This is a genomic window from Nocardia sp. NBC_01327, assembly GCF_035958815.1.
Classification (GTDB): Bacteria; Actinomycetota; Actinomycetes; order Mycobacteriales; family Mycobacteriaceae; genus Nocardia.
In genome coordinates this window covers 1,826,761-1,849,744 of record NZ_CP108383.1, presented here as the reverse complement: position 1 = coordinate 1,849,744, position 22,984 = coordinate 1,826,761, and the positions used below count along the sequence as shown (strand labels likewise).

22 protein-coding genes are annotated in these 22,984 nt (G+C 66.8%); 12 read left to right on the top strand and 10 right to left on the bottom strand.

The genetic code is table 11. The features are described from left to right. Positions 1–68 precede the first annotated feature (68 nt). Entirely contained in the window at positions 69–926 is an 858-nt protein-coding gene (locus tag OG326_RS07960; RefSeq protein ID WP_327143959.1) for an NAD(P)H-binding protein, read from the top strand. A 139-nt stretch (positions 927–1,065) separates the two neighbouring features. Further along, entirely contained in the window at positions 1,066–2,247 is a 1,182-nt protein-coding gene (locus OG326_RS07955; RefSeq protein ID WP_327143958.1) for an MFS transporter, read from the top strand. On the opposite strand, the gene OG326_RS07950 is transcribed toward OG326_RS07955, so the two are convergent. Further along, positions 2,209–2,769: a MarR family winged helix-turn-helix transcriptional regulator gene (locus OG326_RS07950; RefSeq protein ID WP_327143957.1), complete on the bottom strand. Its 561-nt coding sequence runs from the start codon at positions 2,767–2,769 to the stop codon at positions 2,209–2,211. The two genes, OG326_RS07955 and OG326_RS07950, sit on opposite strands and share 39 nt — an antisense overlap. A gap of 61 nt (positions 2,770–2,830) precedes the next feature. Here OG326_RS07950 and OG326_RS07945 point away from each other — a divergent pair, with 61 nt between their 5' ends. Continuing rightward, positions 2,831–4,264, top strand: a complete 1,434-nt coding sequence (locus tag OG326_RS07945; RefSeq protein WP_327143956.1) for an MFS transporter — start codon at positions 2,831–2,833, stop codon at positions 4,262–4,264. Positions 4,265–4,337: 73 nt separating this feature from the next. Here OG326_RS07945 and OG326_RS07940 read toward each other — a convergent pair whose 3' ends face one another. From OG326_RS07940 to OG326_RS07930, 3 genes are read right to left on the bottom strand one after another with little or no spacing between them, the layout of a single operon-like run. Next, positions 4,338–4,976, bottom strand: coding sequence for a Type 1 glutamine amidotransferase-like domain-containing protein (locus tag OG326_RS07940; RefSeq protein WP_327143955.1), 639 nt, complete (start codon positions 4,974–4,976; stop codon positions 4,338–4,340). A gap of 6 nt (positions 4,977–4,982) precedes the next feature. After that, positions 4,983–5,801 carry a maleylpyruvate isomerase N-terminal domain-containing protein gene (locus OG326_RS07935; protein ID WP_327143954.1) on the bottom strand — a complete coding sequence of 273 codons (819 nt, stop codon included), beginning with the start codon at positions 5,799–5,801 and terminating at the stop codon, positions 4,983–4,985. Then, positions 5,798–6,247 carry an HIT family protein gene (locus tag OG326_RS07930; protein WP_327143953.1) on the bottom strand — a complete coding sequence of 150 codons (450 nt, stop codon included), beginning with the start codon at positions 6,245–6,247 and terminating at the stop codon, positions 5,798–5,800. The genes OG326_RS07935 and OG326_RS07930 overlap by 4 nt, the downstream gene beginning before the upstream one ends. A gap of 239 nt (positions 6,248–6,486) precedes the next feature. On the opposite strand from OG326_RS07930, the gene OG326_RS07925 reads away from it, so the two are divergent. The 5 genes from OG326_RS07925 (at position 6,487) to OG326_RS07905 (ending at position 10,952) form a co-directional block, all read left to right on the top strand. Further along, the gene (locus OG326_RS07925; protein WP_327143952.1) at positions 6,487–7,629 is read left to right on the top strand and encodes a Re/Si-specific NAD(P)(+) transhydrogenase subunit alpha; all 1,143 of its coding nucleotides are present in this window, start codon (positions 6,487–6,489) and stop codon (positions 7,627–7,629) included. Then, entirely contained in the window at positions 7,629–7,970 is a 342-nt protein-coding gene (locus tag OG326_RS07920; RefSeq protein WP_327143951.1) for an NAD(P) transhydrogenase subunit alpha, read from the top strand. Before OG326_RS07925 ends, OG326_RS07920 begins: the two co-directional genes overlap by 1 nt. A 3-nt stretch (positions 7,971–7,973) precedes the next feature. Next, the gene (locus OG326_RS07915; protein ID WP_327143950.1) at positions 7,974–9,395 is read left to right on the top strand and encodes an NAD(P)(+) transhydrogenase (Re/Si-specific) subunit beta; all 1,422 of its coding nucleotides are present in this window, start codon (positions 7,974–7,976) and stop codon (positions 9,393–9,395) included. Positions 9,396–9,500: 105 nt separating this feature from the next. Next, on the top strand, positions 9,501–10,076 hold the full coding sequence (locus tag OG326_RS07910) for a TetR/AcrR family transcriptional regulator (protein WP_327143949.1): 576 nt from the start codon (positions 9,501–9,503) through the stop codon (positions 10,074–10,076). Positions 10,077–10,163: 87 nt separating this feature from the next. After that, the gene (locus OG326_RS07905) at positions 10,164–10,952 is read left to right on the top strand and encodes an SDR family oxidoreductase (protein ID WP_327143948.1); all 789 of its coding nucleotides are present in this window, start codon (positions 10,164–10,166) and stop codon (positions 10,950–10,952) included. Between the two features lie 32 nt (positions 10,953–10,984). Here OG326_RS07905 and OG326_RS07900 read toward each other — a convergent pair whose 3' ends face one another. Further along, positions 10,985–11,575 carry a TetR/AcrR family transcriptional regulator gene (locus OG326_RS07900; protein WP_327143947.1) on the bottom strand — a complete coding sequence of 197 codons (591 nt, stop codon included), beginning with the start codon at positions 11,573–11,575 and terminating at the stop codon, positions 10,985–10,987. 144 nt (positions 11,576–11,719) lie between these two features. Here OG326_RS07900 and OG326_RS07895 point away from each other — a divergent pair, with 144 nt between their 5' ends. Then, the gene (locus OG326_RS07895) at positions 11,720–13,183 is read left to right on the top strand and encodes an MFS transporter (protein WP_327143946.1); all 1,464 of its coding nucleotides are present in this window, start codon (positions 11,720–11,722) and stop codon (positions 13,181–13,183) included. A 125-nt stretch (positions 13,184–13,308) separates the two neighbouring features. Then, complete coding sequence (locus OG326_RS07890) at positions 13,309–13,848, top strand: hypothetical protein (protein WP_327143945.1); 540 nt, start codon at positions 13,309–13,311, stop codon at positions 13,846–13,848. Positions 13,849–13,963: 115 nt separating this feature from the next. On the opposite strand, the gene OG326_RS07885 is transcribed toward OG326_RS07890, so the two are convergent. The 3 genes from OG326_RS07885 to OG326_RS07875 form a co-directional block, all read right to left on the bottom strand. Continuing rightward, a complete protein-coding gene (locus OG326_RS07885) occupies positions 13,964–15,664 on the bottom strand; it encodes a methyltransferase (RefSeq protein WP_327143944.1) in 1,701 nt (566 codons plus the stop codon). Positions 15,665–15,681: 17 nt separating this feature from the next. Beyond that, entirely contained in the window at positions 15,682–16,878 is a 1,197-nt protein-coding gene (locus tag OG326_RS07880; protein ID WP_327143943.1) for a 4-hydroxybenzoate 3-monooxygenase, read from the bottom strand. Positions 16,879–16,944: 66 nt separating this feature from the next. Beyond that, positions 16,945–18,648, bottom strand: a complete 1,704-nt coding sequence (locus OG326_RS07875; RefSeq protein ID WP_327143942.1) for a metallophosphoesterase — start codon at positions 18,646–18,648, stop codon at positions 16,945–16,947. Between the two features lie 196 nt (positions 18,649–18,844). Between OG326_RS07875 and OG326_RS07870 the strand changes: the two genes are divergently transcribed. Together OG326_RS07870 and OG326_RS07865 are read left to right on the top strand one after the other, a co-directional pair. After that, positions 18,845–20,164, top strand: a complete 1,320-nt coding sequence (locus OG326_RS07870) for an FAD-binding oxidoreductase (protein WP_327146409.1) — start codon at positions 18,845–18,847, stop codon at positions 20,162–20,164. A gap of 47 nt (positions 20,165–20,211) precedes the next feature. Further along, on the top strand, positions 20,212–20,502 hold the full coding sequence (locus tag OG326_RS07865; RefSeq protein ID WP_327143941.1) for a GNAT family N-acetyltransferase: 291 nt from the start codon (positions 20,212–20,214) through the stop codon (positions 20,500–20,502). Positions 20,503–20,511: 9 nt separating this feature from the next. Here the strand turns inward: OG326_RS07865 and OG326_RS07860 are convergent, their stop codons facing one another. Both OG326_RS07860 and OG326_RS07855 read right to left on the bottom strand, forming a co-directional pair. Continuing rightward, entirely contained in the window at positions 20,512–20,853 is a 342-nt protein-coding gene (locus tag OG326_RS07860) for a hypothetical protein (RefSeq protein WP_327143940.1), read from the bottom strand. 191 nt (positions 20,854–21,044) lie between these two features. Then, positions 21,045–22,754, bottom strand: coding sequence for a cutinase family protein (locus tag OG326_RS07855; protein ID WP_327143939.1), 1,710 nt, complete (start codon positions 22,752–22,754; stop codon positions 21,045–21,047). Between the last annotated feature and the right edge of the window lie 230 nt (positions 22,755–22,984).

The following is a 22,984-nucleotide window of genomic DNA, read 5'->3' as shown; positions in this document are numbered from 1 at the left end:
GACGATGGCAAATGCCCGCGCGCTTCTCAACCATGTTTACGCTCAGCGTTTCTCGGTGTACTTGTCTCATGACGAACACAGAGCACGCGAACAGCGCAAACACCGTCCTGGTCCTCGGCGCCACCGGTAAAACCGGCAGCCGGGTGGCGGCCCGTCTGACCGCCCTCGGCGTCCCGGTGCGATCCGGTTCGCGGACCGCGGCAATCCCCTTCGACTGGACCGATCGCGCGACCTGGGGACCGGCGCTGGCCGGAATCGACGCCGTCTATATCGCGTATCAGCCGGATCTTGCGGTGCCCGGGGCCGATGCCGATATCAAGGCCTTCAGCGCCCGCGCCGCCGCGGCGGGCGTGCGGCGGCTGGTGCTGCTGTCCGGGCGCGGGGAGCCCGAGGCGCTGGAATGCGAAGCGATCGTGCGGGATTCGGGCCTGGAGTGGACCGTGGTGCGGTGCGCCTTCTTCGCGCAGAATTTCAGCGAGGGCGCGTTCGCGGACTACATCCTGGCGGGTGAGGTGGCGCTGCCCTCCGGGGATGTGCCCGAACCGTTCGTGGACGCCGAGGACATCGCCGACGTGGCGGTGGCGGCGCTGACCGGCGACGGGCACAGCGGACAGGTGTACGAACTCACCGGGCCGCGGGCGCTGACCTTCGCCGACGCGGCCGCCGAGATCGGGCGGGCGATCGGGCGCGAGATCGCGTTCGTACCGCTGTCGCGCACGGATTTCATTGCGGCCCTGACCTCCTACGGTGTGCCCGCCGATGAGGTGAGCCTGCTGGACTATCTGTTCGGCACCGTGCTGGACGGGCGTAATTCGCAGCTCTCCGACGGGGTGTTCCGCGCGCTGGGCCGCCCGGCGCGGGACTTCGCCGAATATGCCCGGGACGTGGCCGCCTCCGGTGTCTGGTCGGTCACAGCGCAGGCCTGATCTGTCGGTGCCCGGGCCTACACTGGAGTACGAAACAGCTTGCAGTACAGAAGTTTCGGATCACAGCCGGGAGCGTCGACGGGGCCGCGAAGGCTGTGGGTGAAGGGGAGCTGCCGGCTCGGCCGGTAGCGTCGTACCGATGGTCGCTGCGACGCCCGCTCCTCCGATCCGAACCGCCCGTATCGCACTGTTCGCGGTGTTCGGCCTGAACGGGATGCTCTCGGCCCTCTGGATCGTGCACATTCCGGCCGTCACGCAGCGGGCCGGGGTGTCGCACAGCGCCCTGGGCATACTCATCCTGCTCATGGCGGGCTGCGCCATTGCCGGTATGCAGGCCGCCGGGCCGCTCGCCGACCGCCTCGGCAGTCGCACCCTGACCGCCACGGCCGCGACCATCCTGTCCGTGGCGCTCATCGGCCCCGGCCTGGCCACCTCGCCCGCGACACTGGCAATCGCCCTGGCCGCCTTCGGTTTCGGCAACGGCATGCTCGACGTCTCCATGAACGCCCAGGCCGTCCACATCGAGCGCGCCTACCCCCGCCCCATCATGTCGGCCTTCCACGCCTGCTTCTCCCTCGGCGGCCTGCTCGGCTCCCTCGCCGGCGCCGCCGCCCAGCGCGCCCACTGGAACATCCACACCACCCTCCTGCTCTCCGCCGCCCTCGGCCTCACCCTCGTAGCACTGTGCACACCCCGCCTGCTCCCCCACGAACCCGAAGCCGAACCCGAGGATTCGGATACCGAGTCCACTTCGAGGCCGGTCCGCACTGTCACCGGAACCTCGCGGAAGGTGTTGGTGCTGGGGGCTATTGCGTTTGCGGTGTTGATGGCGGAGGGGGTGGCGGCGGATTGGAGTGCGTTGCAGCTGCGGGATCGGCTGGGGGTGCAGGTGGGGACTGCGGCGCTGGCCTATGGGGCGTTTTCCACGACCATGACGGCGGGGCGGTTGGTGGCGGATCGGGTGAGTGGGCGGTTCGGGCGGGTGGCGGTGGTGCGGTGGGGGACGGTGCTGGGGGCGGCCGGGTTCGGGGTGATCGCGGTGTCGGGGTGGCTGCCGCTGACGCTGGCGGGATGGGCGCTGTGCGGGATCGGGCTCTCCGGCGCGGTGCCGCAGGTGTTCACGGCCGCAGGCAATCTGGGGTCGGCGAATTCGGCGACGGATATGTCGCGGGTGTTCGGACTCGGATATGTGGGGCTGCTGGCCGGGCCGGCGATCATCGGGTGGCTGACCACGGTGGTGCCGCTCACGACCGCCATGGTGGTGCCGCTGGTCGCGCTGCTGCTATGCGCCTGGGGCGCTCGTGTTGTCGCCACGCACTAGGCGGCGTTCGCGTGCGGCCGCACCGAAGTCGCCGATGGTCTCGGCGTGGTCCAGGAAGTCGTCGACCATACGGTGATTGAGCACGGCCAGGGCCTTCAGATCCTCGGTGCTCCAGTCGGCCAGCGCCTCCTGCATCCAGTCCCGCTGCACCTCGCGAATGACATCCACGGCCTGCCGGCCGGTGGCGGTCGGGCGGACGAGCTGCGCGCGGCCGTCGTCCGGATCGGCGACACGCTCGATGTACCCGGCTTTTTCGAGGCGCTGAATCTGCCTGCTCACGTGTGGCGCTTCCACATCGAGGCGCACGGCGAGCTCCCCGAGACGCATCGGCTCCCCGTCGTCGCAGAGCACGCGCAGTAGCGGCACGCTGGCGCGATCCATGGAAACGCCGCATTTGATCATGGCGCGATCGTGGCGACGCACCCGGGTGAGCAGGTAGGCGACGCGGGCGAGCGCGCCTTCGAGTTCGACTATATGAGCGGAGTCGACTCGGGGGACGGAGGTGGATTCCGGCGGCGGCATGTGGTTATCTTACGAGACACATTTACTTAATTTTGGTAAGTAATCTGAAGGATTGCCGAACATGACGACGACCGCTGTCGATCCGGTCACCGGAACCCCCACCGACGGCCATTCGAAGACTCATCTGGCCCTCACCCTGCTCGCGCTCAGCGCCGCCGGGCTTGTCGTATCACTGCAGCAGACCGTGGTCATTCCGCTGCTGCCGCACATGATGGTGCAGCTGGGCACCGATGCCGCGGGCATCCAGTGGCTGTTCACCGCCGCCCTGCTCAGCGGCGCGGTCGCCACCCCGTTGCTCTCCCGCTTCGGCGATATGTACGGCAAGAAGCGCATGGTGCTGATCGCCATGGGGCTGCTCATTCTCGGCTCGGTGGTCTGCGCGTTCGCCACCTCGCTGGGCGTCTACATCATCGGCCGCGCGCTGCAGGGCACCGCCTCGGCCATGATCCCGCTGGCCATCGGCATTCTGCGCGATACCTTTCCGCCGGAGAAGATGGTCACCGCCATCGGCGTGGTCTCCGGCACCATGGGCGTCGGCGGCACCATCGGCATGCTCATGACCGGTGTCATCGCCGACCACACCACCAACCCGCACCCGGTCTTCTGGGTCACCGCGGCGCTCGGTGTGATCGCGGCGGTGCTGATCCAGTTCACCGCCAAGGACACCGGCGTGCGGCACGGCGGCTCCCCCGACTATCTGGGCGCGGCCCTGCTGGCCGGACTGCTGATCACCCTGCTGCTGGCCATCAGCGAGGGCGCGCGCTGGCACTGGACCTCCCCCAGCGTGCTGGGCCTGTTCGGCGCGGCCATCGTACTGACCGTCATCTGGGTGTTCGTGGAGCTCAAGGTGACTCAGCCGCTGGTGCGCCTGCAATTGCTGGTCGGCCCGAAATCGCTGACCGCCAACCTGATTTCGCTGCTGCTCGGCGCCGCGCTCTTCGGATCCTTCACGCTGGTCTCCAATTTCGTGCAGACCCCGGCCGACAAGGTCGGCTACGGCCTGTCCGGTTCGGTGATGGCCGTCGGCCTCTACGGCATCCCCAGCGCGCTGCTGATGACGCTGTTCTCCTTCCGCACCGGCAAGATCGCCGCCCGCATCGGCGCGGCCTACACCCTCGCCATCGGTTCGGCGTTCGCCGCCGCGTCCATGCTGTGGACCGCCGGATTCCACGAGCACGGCTGGCAGATGGTGGTCACGAATATTCTGCAGGGCACCGGCTTCGGCATCGGCTACGCCGCGCTCGGCACCCTGGCCGTCATGCACGTGCCGATGAGCGAGAGCGGTATCGCCTCCGGGATCAACTCGCTGGTGCGTACCGCCGGCGGCAGTGTCGCCGGTGCGGTCACCGGCTCGATCCTCACCTCGCAGGTCATCGCGCACACGCATGTGCCGACCCTGCACGCGTACGTGCTGAGCTTCACCATTCTCGGCATCGCCGCCCTGCTGGCCGCGGTTGTCGCGGTGCTGCACGGTCTGCGGCACGGGGGCGAGTAGCCCCGTAGCACAATCGAATTCGAGCACACTCGAATGGGAAACGAGCCGGTCGATGCCCATCGACCGGCTCTTTCTATGTCAGCACCTCGGTGCGGTCGCCGTCGACGACCACCACGTGATCGTCGGTCAGCGCCCAGTGCGGAACGCCCGCGGCGAGGTAGTCGCGCACCAGCTTCCGGGAGTGCCCTTCCGGATCGGTCGGCGAATCCAGATGCGGGACGATGCGGCGATTCACCAACCCCAGTCCGTCCCAGCGCGGTTCGATACCGCAGGCGGTGCGCACCTCGGCCGGATCATCCGTGGATTCCAAACCGTGCAGGTCAGGAGTCATGACGCAGGCGCCCGCACTGTATCCGGCATAGACCAGCGCGTCTGCCGCGAGCAGCCGGGTCAGTACGACATCCGCACCGCTGCGCGCGAATTGGGCGCGCAGTACGAAGGTATTGCCGCCGCGCACCCACACCATCGGATACTCGGCCAGGGTCCGCTCCAGTTCTGCGGTCCGGCCGATGTAATCCCGCAGATCGACCACCTCCGGCTGGAAGCCCAAGCGGCGCAGCGGAAAAAGATCACTGGTGACCGCACTCTGCCATGCCGACGGCCAGGCATCGCAGGCATTGGCGATGACCGCGACCCGGCCCGGCTCGCCCACCAGGCCGAGCAGCCGGTCGGTGTGCGCGCCGAAACGATAGCTGGACAGGAACAGTCGCACGGGGTCTCAGATGGTGAAGGCGAGGCCGCGAACCAGGCGATTGCCCAGCTCGATATCACCGGCGAGGGTGAATTCCCCGAGGTGCGCATCGGCTGTCGTGCGGCCGCCGCGCAACCGAGCGAACAGCCCGGAGCTGAGGGTGAGCACGACATCGGCGGGGCCGTCGAGGTTTTCGACCGGTTCGGCGCGCTTGCCTGCCACCGCGATGTGCAGGGTTCGCACCACCGGTCCGGTGATCTCGAAGGTGATGCGGGCGCCGTCCTGCGCCCCACCGCCCTTGACCACCGCGCGGCCGAGGCCGAAAACCAGTTCGGTGAAGGCGGTTTCGGCCCGCAGGCCGCCCTCGTCGAGCTGTACGCCGAGACCGTCGGCGATATCGAGCCCGTGCATCCAGCAGTCGAACAGGCGAATCCGCATGAACCGGCCGTAGGGCGTCATACCGACCGGGGACGGCACATTCTCGGCCCACTGCTCGGAGCTCAGTTCGGCGAGCTGCTTCAACCGCCGCGTGGTCACCTCGTGGAAATGCGCCAGCAGCTGAGCGCCGGGGAGCGGCCGCAGCGACTGGATCCACTTCTCGTTGAGCGCGCCGATCTCATTGTGAATGTGCTCCCCCGCCACCTCGACCTCCGGCACCGGCTCCCCCGCCAGCAGCGATTCGGTGCCGATCACGTGCGCGAGCACATCGAAGACCGTCCAGCCCGGGAGCGCCGACGGGGTGCGCCAGCCGCTCTCGTCCAGTCCGTCCACTAGTCGGGTGAGGGTGTCCCACTGGTCGGACAGGGTTGCCGTGATGACGGTCCGGTCCGGCACCGTGTCGGTCATGCGGTGGTTTCCTTTTCCTCGTCGGCGAGCCGGACCAGGCCGGCTCGGATCGCAGCGGCGGTGCGCTCCGGATCGTGCGGCCGCCGCAGGACGAAACCCTTCGCGAAAGTTAGGGTGTCGCCTTTCCAACGCGGGACCACGTGCAGATGAACGTGATGCACGGTCTGGAATGCGGCCTTGCCGTCGTTGAGCACCAGGTTCGCCCCGTCCGCGCCGAGGTCGCTGCGCCGCACGGCCTTTGCCAGGCGGTGGCCGAAGGTGAAGAGCTGCGCGCCCAGCGCGGGGTTCAGCTCGTCCAGATCGGTCGCGTGCGATTTCGGAATCACCAGCGTGTGCCCCCGGGTGATGGGCCGGATATCGAGGAACGCCATCAGAGTGTCGTCCTCGAAGATCTTGGTCGCGGGTGCGTCGCCCCCTACGATCCGGCAGAAGATGCAGCCGCTCACCTTGCAGACATTACGGCGTAAAGGTGACCCGCGACACCCCTCTCAACATTGGGTTGTCCGATTTTGTCGCCACCCCGTGTGACGCCCATCTCCGCTACGCTCACCGGCGACCGGGTACAGTTGCGAGAATTCTCACGAACTTACCCAAAAGTAAGTTCGGCCCACCGTTGGACCGGTGACACGGCCCATCATGAAGTACTCAGGTGGCCTGGGCTCACCACGAGAAGGAAGTTTGACAAGTGGACACAACGCAGAGCGCACAGACGGCTGCGCCCCGCGGTGCACGTGTCGGCGTGGTTCGGGAGACGAACCCCGACGAACGACGTGTCGCATTGGTGCCGAAGATCATTCCATCCCTGCTCAAGCAGGGCGTGGAGGTGATCGTCGAGGCCGGAGCCGGTCTGGGCGCACTCATTCCCGACGAGGCCTACACCGCAGCCGGCGCGACCATCGGTGACCCCTGGGACACGGATGTCGTTGTCAAGGTGGCGCCGCCCAATGACGCCGAGATCGCCAAGCTTTCGAGCGGGCAGACCCTGATCGGCTTCCTCGCACCGCGCAATGCCGATACCAAGATCGGCGCGCTGAAGGAGGCCGGCGTCCAAGCCTTTGCGGTGGAAGCGATTCCGCGTATTTCCCGCGCGCAGGTTTTGGATGCCCTCTCCTCGCAGGCCAATGTCGCCGGTTATAAGGCCGTGCTGCTGGCGGCCTCGGAATCCACCAGATTCTTCCCCATGCTCACCACCGCCGCGGGCACCGTGAAGCCCGCGACCGTGCTGGTGCTCGGCGTCGGAGTCGCGGGCCTGCAGGCACTGGCCACGGCCAAGCGCCTCGGCGGCCGGACCACCGGTTACGACGTTCGCCCTGAGGTTGCCGACCAGGTGCGGTCGGTCGGTGCGCAGTGGCTCGACCTGGGCATCGACGCCGCCGGTGAGGGCGGGTACGCCCGTGAACTCACCGAGGACGAAAAGGCCAAGCAGCAGCAGGCTTTGGAAGATGCGATCAAGGGTTTCGACGTGGTCATCACGACCGCACTCGTCCCGGGCCGCCCTGCGCCGCGCCTGGTGAATGCCGAGGCGGTAGCGGGCATGAAGCCCGGCAGCGTGATCGTGGACATGGCCGGCGAGACCGGTGGTAACTGCGAGTTGACCGAGCCGGGTAAAACCGTTGTGCGGCACGGGGTCACGATCGCCTCGCCGCTCAACCTCCCGGCCACCATGCCCGAGCACGCCTCCGAGCTGTACTCCAAGAACATCTCGGCGCTGCTGGAACTGATGCTGAAGGACGGTGCGCTGGCACCCGACTTCTCCGATCAGGTGCTCGCCGACTCCTGCGTGACACGCGAGCGAAGCGAGCCGAGCTCTCCGAAGGTGGAAGCCTGATGTACACAGAACTTCTCGCGAATATCGCGATCCTGGTGCTGTCCGGGTTCGTGGGCTTCGCCGTCATCTCCAAGGTGCCCAATACCCTGCACACCCCACTGATGTCCGGCACCAATGCCATTCACGGCATTGTGGTGCTCGGCGCGCTGGTGGTGTTCGGCAAGATCGAGCACCCGTCGGTGCTCATGCAGATCATCCTGTTCGTCGCGGTCGTATTCGGCACGCTGAACGTCATCGGCGGGTTCGTGGTGACCGACCGCATGCTCGGGATGTTCAAGGCCAAGAAGCCCGCTGCTTCGGGCGCGGAGCGCCCTGGTAACACCGAAAAGGCGGACCGCTGAGTCATGGACAATCTGGTCAATATTCTCTACATCGTCGCGTTCGCGCTCTTCATCTACGGCCTGATGGGCCTGACGGGGCCGAAGACCGCGGTGCGCGGCAATCAGATCGCCGCCGTCGGCATGCTGATCGCGGTCGTCGCGACCCTGATCTCCATCCGCCACACCAGTAGCTGGATCATTATCGTCGCCGGTCTGGTGGTCGGCATCGCGCTGGGTGTGCCGCCCGCGCGGTTCACCAAGATGACCGCCATGCCGCAGCTCGTCGCCGCGTTCAACGGCGTCGGCGGTGGCACCGTGGCGCTCATCGCCTGGGCGGAATTCCTTGATACCAAGGGCTTCTCGAACTTCCCGTCCGGGGAGCAGCCGACCGCGCACATCGCGATCGCCTCGTTGTTCGCGGCCATCATCGGCTCGATCTCCTTCTGGGGCTCGTGCATTGCGTTCGCCAAGCTGCAGGAGCTGCTGTCGGGTAAGCCGATCAGCGTCGGCAAGTTGCAGCAGCCGCTGAATCTGCTGCTGTTCGCCGGTGCGATTGCCGCCGCGGTGGTCATCGGCCTCGGCGCCACCAAAACCGGTGTGTCGCAGTGGTGGATGATCGGACTGCTCGTGCTCGCGGGCATTCTGGGCCTGATGACGGTGCTGCCCATCGGCGGCGCGGATATGCCGGTCGTCATCTCGCTGCTCAACGCGCTCACCGGATTGTCGGCTGCCGCAGCCGGTTTGGCGCTGAACAACACCGCCATGATCGTGGCGGGCATGATCGTCGGCGCGTCCGGCACCATCCTGACCAACCTCATGGCCAAGGCCATGAACCGGTCCATCCCGGCCATTGTGGCGGGCGGATTCGGTGGTGGCGGAACGGCTCCCAGCGCGTCCGGCGACGGCGAGCAGAAGCAGGCCAAGGCCACCTCCGCCGCGGATGCCGCCATTCAGATGGCCTACGCCAACCAGGTCATCGTGGTGCCCGGCTACGGTATGGCCGTCGCCCAGGCGCAGCACGCGGTCAAGGAGATGGCGGCATTGCTCGAGGCCAAGGGCGTCGAGGTCAAGTACGCGATCCATCCGGTTGCCGGTCGTATGCCGGGCCATATGAACGTGCTGCTGGCCGAGGCCGAGGTCTCCTATGACGCCATGAAGGAAATGGACGATATCAACGGCGAATTCAGCCGTACCGATGTCGCCCTCGTCATCGGCGCCAATGACGTCACCAACCCGGCCGCGCGCGAGGACGCCTCCTCGCCGATCTACGGCATGCCGGTGCTGAACGTAGATCAGGCCAAGTCGGTCATCGTGCTCAAGCGCTCGATGAACTCCGGCTTCGCCGGTATCGACAACCCCCTGTTCTACGCCGACACCACCTCCATGCTGTTCGGCGATGCCAAGAAGTCCGTCAGTGCGGTCACCGAGGAACTGAAGGCGCTGTAGTCCGGCGCGGCTGACAAGCCGAGCAATGGCCCGTGTCCTGGACACGGGCCATTGCTTTCGGACGGGTTATTGACCTAGAGGTACAGAACGGCTACGGTCGAACCCATGGGCAGGCCACGCGACTTCGAGACGGACACCGTCCTGGAGCGTGCGATGGAGACGTTCTGGACCCACGGGTACGCGAACACCTCACCTGCCCAGCTCGCCGAGGCCACCGGCATCGGAAAAGGCAGTCTGTACAACGCTTTCGGAAGTAAGCGCGCGCTGTTCGACCAGGCGCTGGCGTACTACGATCGCGCGGGCACCGAGCTGGCCGCGGGAATCCTCGCCGAACCGGGAACCACCCGGGAGCGGTTGCGAGCCTGGATGCGGTTCGCGGTGGATTCCGATCTCGCGCAACCGGTTCGGCGTGGTTGCATGGTCGCCAATACCGCCCTGGAGTTGGCCGGGCACGACGCGGAGGCCAATCGCGCCGTCTGCATCGCGCAGGACCACATGATCGAGACACTGGCGGCCCGCGTCGACCGCGGACGCCGGGACGGCGATGTCCCCACCGGCATCGACCCCCGGGCCTATGCCGAATTCATTGTGAACACCATCAATGGGCTGCGCGTCACCGCCAGGACGGCCGATGCCGCGACCCTGCACCGCATTATCGATACCGCACTGACCACCCTCTGAACCCACTCGATCACACCGCCTCGGCACTGGAGGCGGCGTTCTGTTCTGCCCTAATTTTTGACCTGTAGTTCAAGAAAGGTATCTCTCATGGATCTCGGACTCAGCGGTAAGACCGCACTCGTCACCGGCGCCAGCCGGGGCATCGGCCTGGCCGTCACCGAATTACTGGCCGAGGAGGGTGTGCGCGTGGTCGGCGTCGCCCGCACCATCACACCCGAACTCGAAAAAGCGGCGGCAGCGGCAGTTTCCGCCGATCTGAGTACCAGTGCGGGTGCGCTCGCCGCAGTGGAGGCAGCAGTCGCGGAGCTCGGCGGGATCGATATCCTGATCAATAATGTCGGCGGCGGAGATGCCGAGGGGCTCACGCTCGGCGGCGTTCTCGATATCTCCGATGAGCAGGTGCGAAAGTCCTTCGACCTCAACCTGTTCGGCGTCATCACCACGACGCGGGCGGCGCTGCCGAGCATTGTCGAGCGCCGGGGCGCGATCATCACCATCTCCTCGATCAACGCCAAGCTCCCGGCGGCCGGTCCGGTCGGCTACAGCGAGGCCAAAGCCGCGCTCACCTCGTTCAGCAAGCGGCTCAGTGAGGAGTTCGGACCGCAGGGGGTACGGGTGAACACCGTCTCCCCGGGCGTGGTCGGCACCTCGCTCTGGCGGGGCGCGAGCAGTATCGGGGCCAAGCTCGCGGCCGCCAACGGCGTTGCGCAGGAACAGTTCCTGGAAGCCCTGCCGACCCAGTTCGGCATCGCCTCCGGCCGCATCTCCGAAGCGGACGAGGTGGCCGCGCTGGTGGCCTTCCTGGCCTCCGAGCGCGCAGGCAATATCGTCGGCGCGGACTTCGTCATCGATGGCGGAACCGTCAAGACGATCTGAGCCGTGTGGAGCGTTGCCGTTCGGGCAATCGCTCAGTCGCTCGTTTCGGGTGGAGCGACGATGCGGCGGATAGCGTCCTTGGTCCAGGCACGGGCGCTCTCCGGATCGGAGTCGGGGCCGAGGGTGAACGCGGCGACCTGCGGTACCGCGAGCGGATAGTTGATCATGCTCATCAGCAGCATGAGGATATTGCCGGACGGCATATCGGTGCGCATCAGGCCTTTGCCCTGCGCGACCTCCACCTTGGTGCGCTTCTCCAGATAGCGGCCGCAGCGCAGCTCACCCGCCTGCGCGTTCTCGGCCCCGAGCTCCAGCGCCTCCCACATGAGCAGGCGCAGCAGCTCGGGGTGCTCGCGGTGGTAGTCGATGTGCTGGTCGATCCAGGCCTCGAGGTCTTCGATATCGGTGGTGACCGATTCGGCGACGGTGAGCATGGTCTTGTCCAGGACCTGCCGGAACAGCGCCTCTTTATCGCCGAAATAGGCGTAGATGAGCTGCTTGTTGGCCTGGGCATTGCGCGCGATGCGGTCCACCCGGGCGCCGGCGATGCCGTGCGCGGCGAATTCGGCGGTGGCGGCGGCGAAGATCCGCGCCTTCGTCGCCTCGGGGTCCCTGACTGCCATGCCAGCCATCATAACCAACTAAGTAGTTGACAGGCCGAAGACGGTGGAATACTTTCAACTAACCAGTTGGTTATGCAGCTGACAAGGCGCAACGGCGCGCCGCACGTCCCCCAGAGTCCCTGCTCCACCGTTCGGGAGAACGACGTGACTATTCTTCACAACCGCGCCAGCGCAGTGGTTTCCACGAACCCAGTGGCAGGTCCGGGCGAATACGCCGCCCGGTGGCGAGTGCTGCCGGTCGTCCTCACCGCCATGTTCATGGCGATGTTCGATTACTTCGTCATCAATGTCGCGGCCTCCTCACTGCAAACCGACCTGCACGCCGGTGAGGCCGCCCTCGAATTGGTCATCGGCGGTTACGGATTCGCCTATGCCAGCGGCCTCATCACCGGCGGACGGCTCGGCGACCTGTTCGGCCACCGGCGCATGTTCGTGATCGGCATGCTCGCCTTCGCCGTCGCCTCAATGCTGTGCGGGCTGGCCTGGAATGCCTGGGCGCTGGTCGGATTCCGGGTACTGCAGGGCGCCACCGCGGCGGCCATGGTGCCGCAGATGCTGGCGCTCATCAACACCATGTTCCCGCCGGCCGAACGCGCCAAGGCCATGTCCGCCTTCGGCGCCACCATCGGACTCGGCGCGGTCTCCGGGCAGGTGCTCGGCGGCGTACTGCTCGACCTCGACCTCTTCGGATGGGGTTGGCGGACAATCTTCTTCATCAATGTGCCCATCGGACTGGTCGCGGCATTCCTCGCCGCCCGCTGGCTTCCGCAGCATGAGCAGACCCACCGGCCCCGGCTGGATCCGATTGGCGCGCTGGGCATCTCGGCCGCACTGGCGCTGGTGCTGATTCCGGTGACACTGGGCCGCCCCGAAGGCTGGCCGGTGTGGACCTGGGTGTCCATGGCCGCCGCGCTCCCGGTGCTGCTGCTCACCCTGCGCTACGAGGACCGGCTGGCCCGCCGCGGCGGGCAGCCCGTGCTCGACACCGAACTGGTGCGCGAGCGGGTGTTCGCGGCGGGCATGGTGATCTCCGGCGGCTACCTGGCCTTCTTCGCCGGATTCATGCTCTGCCTGACCCTGCTCCTGCAGAACGGGCTCGGCATGTCACCCCTGGCCGCCGGACTCACCTTCGCACCGCTGGGCGTCGCCTTCGCCACCAGCTCACTGCTCTCCCGCAAGGTCGCCGAGCGCATCGGCAATCGAGTCATGGTGCTGGGCACCAGCATCAGCCTCACCGGCCTGCTCATCACCGTCGGCGTGCTGGCCTGGTACGGCTCCTCCATCTCGGCGGTGGCGCTCATCCCCGGCATGATCCTGGTCGGCACCGGCAACGGCATGACCATCCCGTCGGCCATCGGCGCGGTGCTCTCCTCCGGCATCCCCGCACACCAGGCCGGTATGGCGGCGGGCGTCCTCACCACCGCCCAGCAGTTCGGAAACGCCGTCGGCGCAACCGTTCTGGGCACCATCTTCTTCACCGCCCTCGGAAGCGCCCACGGTGTAGGCGATTTCGTACACGCCATGGAAATCGCGGGCCTGGCCGCCCTGGGAATCGTGGCAGTCGTCTTCGCCGCAGCCCTCACCCTCCCCCGGGCCACCACTCGCTGACCCTCGGAACAGCAGGCGGTGGGACAGTTTGTCCCACCGCCAAAGTTGTGAAATAACCACCCTTCACAACCGCTCGCGTTAATGTCGGCCGATCCGGGCAACCGGAACGACGAGTGGAGTGGACAGTGACCGGAAGAACTACCCTGACGCGGCGAATCGGTTGGAGCGCATCAGGTTTGGCAGCAATTGCAGCGACGGTCATGATGACCGCGTCGGCGGCGTCGGCGAGCACTCCCGACTCCTTCTCCATATGGAATATCAGCGGAACAGACACCCCCAGCGCCCTCTACGTCGGCGACACCTATGACCTGCAACTAGTGACGGACGCCAGGAGCCAGACCATCCCATTCGTGACCGATCTACTGGTCGACGGCGGCTCGATCAGGCGCCCCTTGCCCATCATTACATTCACCGACAACGGCAGCTGCGTCGGCAGGATCGAGATTCCATCCAACATTGGCGAAGGCGGCGGCAATCACATCTGGACTCCGACCACGGCCGGCCAGCACACCCTCACAGCCACCGAGGACGTAAGGAAGACCATCGAAACGATCATCGTCACCGTGCTCCCGCGCACCGACGGCACGACGCCGCCCCCACCGCCACAGCCAGCTCCATCCACTGTCAGCTGCACCTCGACCGGCAGCGGCAACTCGGGTTCCTGACCACCTCATTCATTGCCGAGCCCTACCCGGCGATGGTGAATCCGGTTGTCGACCGTAGACAGGCAGGCGCGGCATCCATTGGGATGCCGCGCTTTTCGCCTCGGCAGGGCTGCTCTCAGTGGGTGGCGCGCAGCAGGGTGAAGTCCATGGCCAGGGGTTGGGAATCGCGGAGGACGAGGTCTGCGGTGGCGAGCAAGGTGCGGAAGTCGGTGAGGGTGCGTTCGCGGCCGCCTACGTTGCAGAGCATGTGGACATCCCAGGCGGGGGCCAGGGAGGGTGAATCGTCCTCCGGGAGTAGGCGTTCGATGATGTAGAGGCTGGCGTGGGCGGGCATGGCCTCGGCACAGCGGAGCAGGATGGTTCGGCAGTCGGGGTCTTCCCAGTCGTGCAGTACACGGGACAGGAAGTAGAGGTCGCCGCCGCCGGGAATCTCCTGGGTGAAATCGCCGGGAATCAGGGTGGTGCGCGGGAGGCAACCGGCGCGGTCCAGCGCCGGTCGCGCCGTCTGCAGTGTGCACTCCCGCTCGAACAGCACCCCGCGCGCATGTGGCGCGGCCCGCAGCAGTCCGGCCAGCAGGGCGCCGTTGCCGCCGGCCACATCGATCATGGTGTGGGCCGCGGTGAGGTCGATCAATTCGTCGATCCGGCCGAAGATCGAGGCGCTGGCCGCCATGGCCTCGTCGAAGAGTTCCGCGCGTTCGGGCACCGCCGCGAAGTACTCGAAATGATGCTGCCCGAAATGGGTGTCGAAGGCGGGCTGCCCGGTGCGCACCGATTGCTCCAGCCGGCCGAACGACTCGTAGAAGTGGCCGCCGTAGAGCCGGGCCAGCGGATGCAGTGACCGGCTCGCGGCTTTCGGCAGCAGCGCCCCGAGCTCGGTGAGCACATATCCGTCCCCGCCGGGCGAGGGCGCCACGATGCCGAGCTCGCGCAGATACCGCAGCAATCGGTGCAGGGCATCGGGTTCGGCGCCGCTGTCACGTGCCAGCTCGGCGACCGGATAACCCGGTCGCGCGGCCAGCAGATCCGCCAGGCCGAGGGTGGCGGTGACCGCCAGGGCCTGGGTGGCCCACGCACCGGTCAGCAAACGCAGCAATTTGGTTGGGGCGTCCTGTGATTCAGCCAGATGGGTGGCCAGCAACTGGGGGTGCACACCCGTACATCGCAGCTCCAGCCGGCGGAACGGGCGCTCGCCGGAGACCTGGGACATGCTGCGGAAATAGAGCACGGTCACATTCTCGTGCTCGTTGTAGCCGCCGCCGTCACTGTGCAGGTTGCCCGCACCGGTGAGCAGGGCCCGCAACCCGGTGAGCACCACATCGTCGGAGGTGTCGGTGGCCAGCGCGACATGCTGTTCGTGGCCGGCGTCGCGCTCGGCGGCGATGATCTCGCCGAGTGGGCTGTCAGCGACCGGCAGTAGGACGAAAACCTCTACGGTGCAAGGGGAATCATCGGCGGCAACCAGCGGGGCGTGCACGATCCGCACATCCAGGCGGGCTGCGGGGCGCCCGTAGCGGGCCGCCAGCCGCCCTCTCACCACCGTGCTGGGCGCGGCCGGACCGGCGGTGAGTCCGCGCGCGGCGAGGACCTCCGACAATTCGGTGAGATCACGCGGGGACAGCAGCAGCGCGGCATGCGATAGTCCGCATCTGGCGGCGATCGCGTCCCGCTCTCCAGCAGTCAACTCGGGCAGCATCGCCGTCAAGGTGCTGCGGGTGTCGTGATTGCGCAGAAATGCCACAACGGCATCCCGCTGCCGCAGGTCTGCCTGGGTCAATCCGGACGGGGAGGTGGAGACGGTCACTGCGGTGGTCACGCGCACTCCTGAGGGATTCAGATTCCGACATAGTTGTCTGCGAAAACATCCTGATGGGCCGTCGAGACGGCCAGATTGTGCAGCCGCGCCTGTTGCAGTTCACTCCGGTAGGCGTTGTCGGGCCCCGTGCCCACCGGTGGATGCAGCAGGTCGATCATCCAGTGCGAGAATTCCTGGGCGCGCCGGATTCGCGGCAGATGCTGCCTCGAATAGCGTTGCAGCGCAGTCTCATCGCCGCGGCGCACGGCATCGATGAGACCGTGCGCGAGCAGCTCCGCCCCGGTGATCGCCAGATTGGCGCCCTTGGCGGCCGAGGGGCTGATGGAGGTGACGGCATCCCCCACCAGGAACAGCCGCCCGGCTTGGATCGGGTCCAGAATCTGCGAGCGCAGTCGCACCAGCCCCCGTTCGATGATCGGGCCGGTGATCAGCGCCGGGGTTCCGGGTGCGTCCAGCCGCCGCGCCAACTCGGACCAGATCTGCTGCTCGCTCCACTGTTCCGGGTCCGTCGACGGATCGCACTGCAGGTAGTAGCGGGTCACCTCGGCAGTCCGCGGCATATGCCCGGCGAAACCGCGGGCGTGCACGCCGTAGATGACGGATTCGGCGGCCGGCGGCGCCTGCGCCAGCAGCGCCAGCCAGGTGATGCCGTGGTCGCAGCTCGCGACCCGGGCCGGTACCACGGTCCGCGAGATCCCGCGGGCGCCATCGCATCCGGCCAGATAGTCGCCGGTGAACCGGAGCTCACGGCCCTCACCGTCGCGGGCCACGACGGCGGGCCGGTCGCCGTGAACGCCCTCGATTCGCTCGACCGCGGTATCGAAATGCACCGTGCCGCCCCGGCTCAGGTACTCCGCGATCAGATCGGTGACCAGCGCCTGCTGCGGGTACACCGTATGGATCCGGCCGCCGCCGAGTTCGCTGTACCGCAGGTCGATTCGTCCTGCCGCACTGCGGAATTCGCAGCGGTCGTGGGTGTGGCCGCGGGCATCGAGCCCGGCGGCCAGACCGTGCTCACGCAGGATCGCGACACTGTCCGGGGCCAGGAATCCCGCCCGCGCGCGCTGCTCGACCTGCACGCGGCCGCGGCGCTCGAGGACGATCGATTCCACACCCGCGGCCTGCAGGATATTGGCCAGTACCAGGCCCGCGGGGCCTGCCCCAGGACGAGCACCGCAGCAGTCAGGTCGTTCGTCCCCGGAAGCACGCGCCAAATCTAGATCAACATGACGCGACAACAGTCGCGTGTCCGTTTGGGTCGTAATGGGTGTTTCTGCGCCCTATCCGCGGACCTGGCGGCGGTAGGTGACCTTGTCGAATTCGCGGCCGTACTCGTCGACCGCGGTCACATCCATTTCGCTGGAGAAGAAGCCTGGGCGCACATCGACCCGGATGAACGAGTAGTTGCGGAACCGCACCCGGGACCAGGGCGCATCCTCCGGATTCTTGGTTCCACCCGGCGTCCAGACATAGCTGTTCGGCACGTCCGTCTCCGCGACCTCGTGCCCGCGGTAGCTTTCCTGGGAGCCGGGCTGGAAGCCGTAGCGCGGACGGCCACCGCCGCCCACGGTGTAGTAGACGGTGCCGTCGGTCTCGGGGTAGACGATCGAATTGTCGCCCGCCGCCTTCGACTGTGCGCCACCGCGAATCGGGTCGGTGCGCTCGAAGACGTGATTGTGGCCCTGCAGCACCAGATCCACCTGATAGCGGTCGAAGAGTGCGCACCAGGCATCGCGCACGCCGCCGTCGCTGGCGTGCGAGTCGGTGGTGGAGTAGGCGCAGTGGTGGAAGAAGCAGACGATGAAGTCGATATCCGGGTTCGCGCGGTAACCGGCGAGAGTTGTTTCCACCCAGCTGTTCTGGGCGCCGCCGGAATACCCGGTGTTCGCGCCGATCTCGTAGGAGATGTCATTGGCGTCCAGGGACAGCACCGCGACATTGCCGTAGGTGAAGGAGTACACCGAGGGGCAACCGGCGGGGCCGTTGCCCGGAAAGTCCAGGCGCGCAAGGTGTCCGCCGTAACCGTGGGTGCCGTAGGCGGCCTCCATATCGTGGTTGCCGGTGGCGAACATCCACGGGGTGGTCGAGGCGCTGGCCTCGATGGCGCCGAAGTACACGTCCCAGACGTACGGGTTGAACTTGTCGAAACCGTCCGGGACCTTGCCGCCGGAGCCGACGTACTGCGGCTTCTTACCCGCGCCCGACGGATCCGCGTAGGCGATATCACCGGCCAGCACATGGAAATCCGGGCGCGCGGCGACGATCTGGTTCAGCACGTTCTTCGTATGCGGCACCGCGGGATCGTTATCGGCCGCGTAGTACAGATCGTCGTAGTCTCCGGGCTTCAGACCGCCGGGCTGGGCCGGCACATCGTCGGTGCCCTGATCGCCCATCATGGTGAACCGGAACGGCACCACGGCCGCGCGCGCCGTCGGCATGGCGGTGGCGACCGAGCGAACATCACTCACGAAGCCGTCGGAGGTGCGCCAGCGGTAGAAGTGCGGCAGCCGACCCGGCAGTCCGTCGACCGGTGCGTGCACGTAGAACTGTTCCGCCGCCAGCACTCCCCCGTCGGAGCTGGGGATCTGAGTGACCAGATTGCGCACCTCGGCCTCGACGCTGCCGCCGAGCACCGGCGTCGGCCCGTGCTCGAGAAAGACCTTGGCGCCGCCGGGATTCCGGGACAGCTGCGCCGAAAAGCGCAGTTGCCCGGACGCATCCGTGCCGAAGCCGACATGCTGCCCGCCCACGCCCAATGTGGCCCCGTCGGCGTACGCGCGCGCACCGAACGGCGAGACGCCGACCGCCGCCACCGCCGCGGCGGCCGCGGAGCCGCGGAAGAAATTCCGGCGCGAGACCGGATGGCGGCGCAGATAGGAGCGATGCCACTCGTACTGCTCGGTCATGGTCATGGTGGCGGCGAGCCGCTCGGGAATGCCGGTATCGGGAACGTCACCGGCGGGATTCAGGCGTTCGGACAGCATGGGTTCGGATGCTGTCCCAAATATGAAGACGCGGCAATCACCCAGGGCCGGCGACACGGAGAACAATCGGTTAACAATGCGAAGGGTTGCGACGAATCGGGCACCCACCACCGGCCGCTGATCCCGTAGTTTCACAACTGTGGACCCGCACAGTTCTCCCGATCTCGGCTCGCTCCGCGCCCTGCTGCCCGACGGCATGCTGGTGACGGATCGGGACATACTCGATGGCTATCGGCAGGACCGGGCCTTCGATCCGGACGCCGGCACGGCGCTGGCACTGATCCGGCCGACCCGCACCGATCAGGTGGCGGCGGTGCTGAAATGGGCCGCCGAACACCGGATTCCGGTGGTGCCGCGCGGCACCGGGACCGGACTGTCCGGCGGGGCCACCGCACAGAACGGGGCCCTGCTGCTGAGCACCGAGCGCATGCGGGACATCACCGTGGACCAGGTCACCCGGACCGCCGTGGTGCAGCCGGGACTGCTCAATGCCGAGGTCAAGCGGGCCGTCGCCGAATACGGGCTGTGGTACCCGCCGGATCCCTCATCGTTCGAGATCTGCTCCATCGGCGGCAATGCGGCCACCAATGCCGGTGGGCTGTGCTGTGTGAAATACGGCGTCACCACCGATTACGTGCTCGGCATGGAGGTGGTGCTGGCCGACGGGACCGTGGTGCGCCTCGGCGGGCCGCGGCTCAAGGATTCGGCGGGACTCTCGCTCACCAAACTCTTCGTGGGCAGCGAGGGCACGCTCGGCATCATCACCGAACTCACGCTGCGGCTGCTGCCGGCGCAACCGCCGCAGTCCACCGTGGTCGCGACCTTCCCCACGCTGAGTGCCGCCACCGCGGCGATTCTCGCCATCACCGGCACGCTGCGGCCGTCCATGCTGGAATTCATGGACTCGATCGCCATCAATGCCGTCGAGGACGAGCTGCGCATGGGGCTGGATCGCACGGCGGCCGGGCTGCTGGTGGCACGCTCGGACACACCCGGCGAGCACGCCGGATACGAGGCGGACATCATGCTGGCGGCCTGCGAAAAGGCCGGGGCCACAGAGGCTTTCCGGACCGATGATCCCGATGAGGGTGAAGCCTTCTGCGCCGCACGCCGATTCGCCATTCCGGCCGTGGAACGCAAAGGGCCGCTACTGCTCGAGGATGTCGGCGTACCGCTGCCCCGGCTCGGCGATCTGGTCGACGGCATCGCCGAGATCGCGCGGCAGCGCAATGTGGTCATCTCGGTCATCGCGCACGCGGGTGACGGCAATACCCACCCGCTCATCGTGCACGATCCGAACGACCCCGACGAATCCGAGCGCGCGCACCTGGCCTTCGGTGAGATCATGCAGCTCGCGATCGGCCTGGGCGGCACCATCACCGGCGAGCACGGGGTGGGCCGGTTGAAGAAGGCCTGGCTCCCTGATCAGGTCGGACCCGATGTGATGGCGCTCACCCGTCGTATCAAAGAGGCCCTGGATCCGCACGGAATACTGAATCCCGGCGCGGTCCTGTGACGGGTCGCATCGGAACAATCCACCGCACAAGGGAGTTCACACAGACCATGAGTACCAGGCTGGAACACAATGTCGACGCCACCCGCTACGAGATCTATCTCGACGAGACGCTCGCGGGCTACGCCGACTACGCGGAGCGTACCCAGGGCGACAAGAAGGTCCGCGATATCCAGCACACCCTCACCTTTCCCGAGTTCCGGGGCCGCGGCGTGGCCGCGCAGGTGGTCGAGTACGCGCTGAACAATGCACGCGCGGAAGGCTTCTCGATCATCCCCACCTGCTGGTATGTCGAGAAGTACATCGGCGAGCACCCGGAGTACGCCGACCTCGTCGGCTGATCGGCAGGGCTAGTTGGCGCGGTAGCCGCTCCGGCTGTCGGGCGACTGCGCCCGCCGCCACACCAGGAACTGCCGGTCGGCGGTGCTGAGCATCGCCTCGACCACCTTGTCGTTGTCGAAGCCCGGCAGCGCCTGCAGGCGCGCCAGGAACGCGGTGTCCGCCGCCGAATGCGGCACCACACAGCCCTTACCGGTGGCGCCGATCAGCACGAAGAAGACATCTTCGGCGAACGGTCCGTCCGCCGTCGTAATGAGGCGCACCTCCGCCAGTTCCGTCCACGCGACCTCTTCGACTCGCCCATTGGCCAGCGTGCGCCGGACGAAGGTGTCGTTGATTTCGACTCCGGCCATTGCTCCATAGTGCTCCTACCGCAGCCGACCCAACAATCCCGAAACTCGGCCTTTACCTGTGGAACACGAAAAGCAGAGCTCCGGCGAACCGTGCCGTCGCACCACGTGCAACGGACGGCTGCCGGAGCAATTATCTAGCTACTGAACAGGATTCGGCGTGGGAGCACCGCGCGCCGGAGGACTCGCGGTCCTCAGTTCGCGTGCGGTGTGGTGGTCGGGGCGGCGGAATCCGTTGTCGTAGTAGTGGGTGCGGTCGTGGTCGGCGCGGTCGTGGTCGGCTGCACCGCCGCCGGAACCATCGCATCGGTGGTCGTGGTCGGTGCGGTGGTGGTCGGCGCGACCGTTGTGGTCGGCGCGGTGGTCGGCGCGAGAGACGTCGACGCCACGGCCTTCGGATCGCCGTTCGGTGTGGTCGTGACCGTGGTCGTGCTCGACTTCGGCGTCGTCGTGGTGGTCTTCGACGGATCGGTCGTGGTGGTCGGCGCGGTGGTGGTCGACGGCTGCGCGGCCTTGTACGCGGCGGCGAGATCGGCCGGTTCCGGCTTGGCGGTGGTATCGACCTTCTGACCGTTCTGCGCCTGCTGCGCCAGATGGGTGAGCCAGGCGGCCGCGTATTCGGCGGAGGTCAGCGGCTTGCCATTGGCCGGATCCGCGTCATGCCAGTAGTCGAAGTGGTGGCCGGTGCGATCCGGGCCGAGGGTCTGGTTGTACGGATCGCTCAGGATGACCGGGATGGTGTTCGTATTCGTCACGATCAGGCCGACGATCTCGTTGAACACCTTCTGCGGCAGGTACGCCAGATCCGACATCTGATTGGTCGCGATCGAGCTCGCCGCGACCGGAGCCGCCGTCTGGGTTCCCGGCTTGTAGCCCGGGGTCGACACCTTCAGCAGCACCTGCAGGAAGGTCTCGTTGCTCTGCAGCCAGTGCGGCGTGGACGCGATGTCCTGGAAGGCGGCGAGGGCGATACCGGCGAGATTGACCGCGACATCCTGCCCGGTCGCCGGGGTGAGGCCGTTGTTCTGCAGATCATCCACATTGATGTGCCTGCCGACGTTGATGGCCAGCTGCAGCAGCGAAATGTTCTGTGGCGCAGAGCAAGTGTCGTCGCCGTCGGAGCAGAACGAGGCGATCTTGCCGTTCAGCGAACCGAAGTCACCCGCGGTGTCCGGCAGTGCGCCCTGACCGCCCGCGGTCTTGCCGCCGAAGTTCGCGTCGTAGCCGTCCGGATGGTTCGGGTCCGTCGCGCCGATGAACGGACCCTCGCCCGCCGAGCGGCCCGCGTCGGCGAGAATGACGACACCCAGCACATTGTTCGGATCGACGATGCCGTACTTGCCGTTCTGATCGGCGGTCTGATGCCCGACCTGCTGGGCGACCTGACGGACCACGACGGATCCCTCGCTGTACCCGACGATCGAGAACTTGGTGTTCGGGCATGCGGCCGAGATCTCCCGCATGACCTGTTCGGTATTGGCGACGCCGGTGTTGACCGCGTCCGCCTCGGTGTTCAGGTTGGCCGGGTACGCGATGTAGACCGCGGCATTGTTCGAGTTCGGATCGGCATTGGGGGCGTTGACCACCGGATCGAGCCACTCGCTGCTGTAGTCGCCGGACAGCGCGGCGGGCAGTGCGTTGCCGTTCGCGTCGACCAGCATCTTCGTGGTCGCCTCATTGGGCGAGTCATTGCGGCCCGCCACCGAAATCGTCACCATGTCATGGCATTCCGTGACCGAGGAGGTGAGGCGCGGATCGGCATTGCGAGTGTTGGTGGACGGCAGCGCGAATGAGACGGCGACCACAGTCGCTATACCCAGGACAGCCGGCACCGCGGCAGCCGAGGCGATCTTGTGCTTGCCGAAGAACGCGCGTTGCCGCACGAAGAATTCACGAAAATCCATGGCCCATATCCCCATTCGAACAAGAACAAGCGGAAGTACAGGCCCCCCGACGGGCCATGTGTCACAGGGGATGTCGCTGTGGGATCCGTGAGCGTTACTTAAGCGAACAATGAGCTATCGCAACCGAGCCGCAACCTTCCCCCGCGAACCCGCCTGAACTGCACCGATTCATAACGCGCCGGAGGCGGTCCCGAGATGAACTCGGAACCGCCTCCGGGGATCTGCGCGAT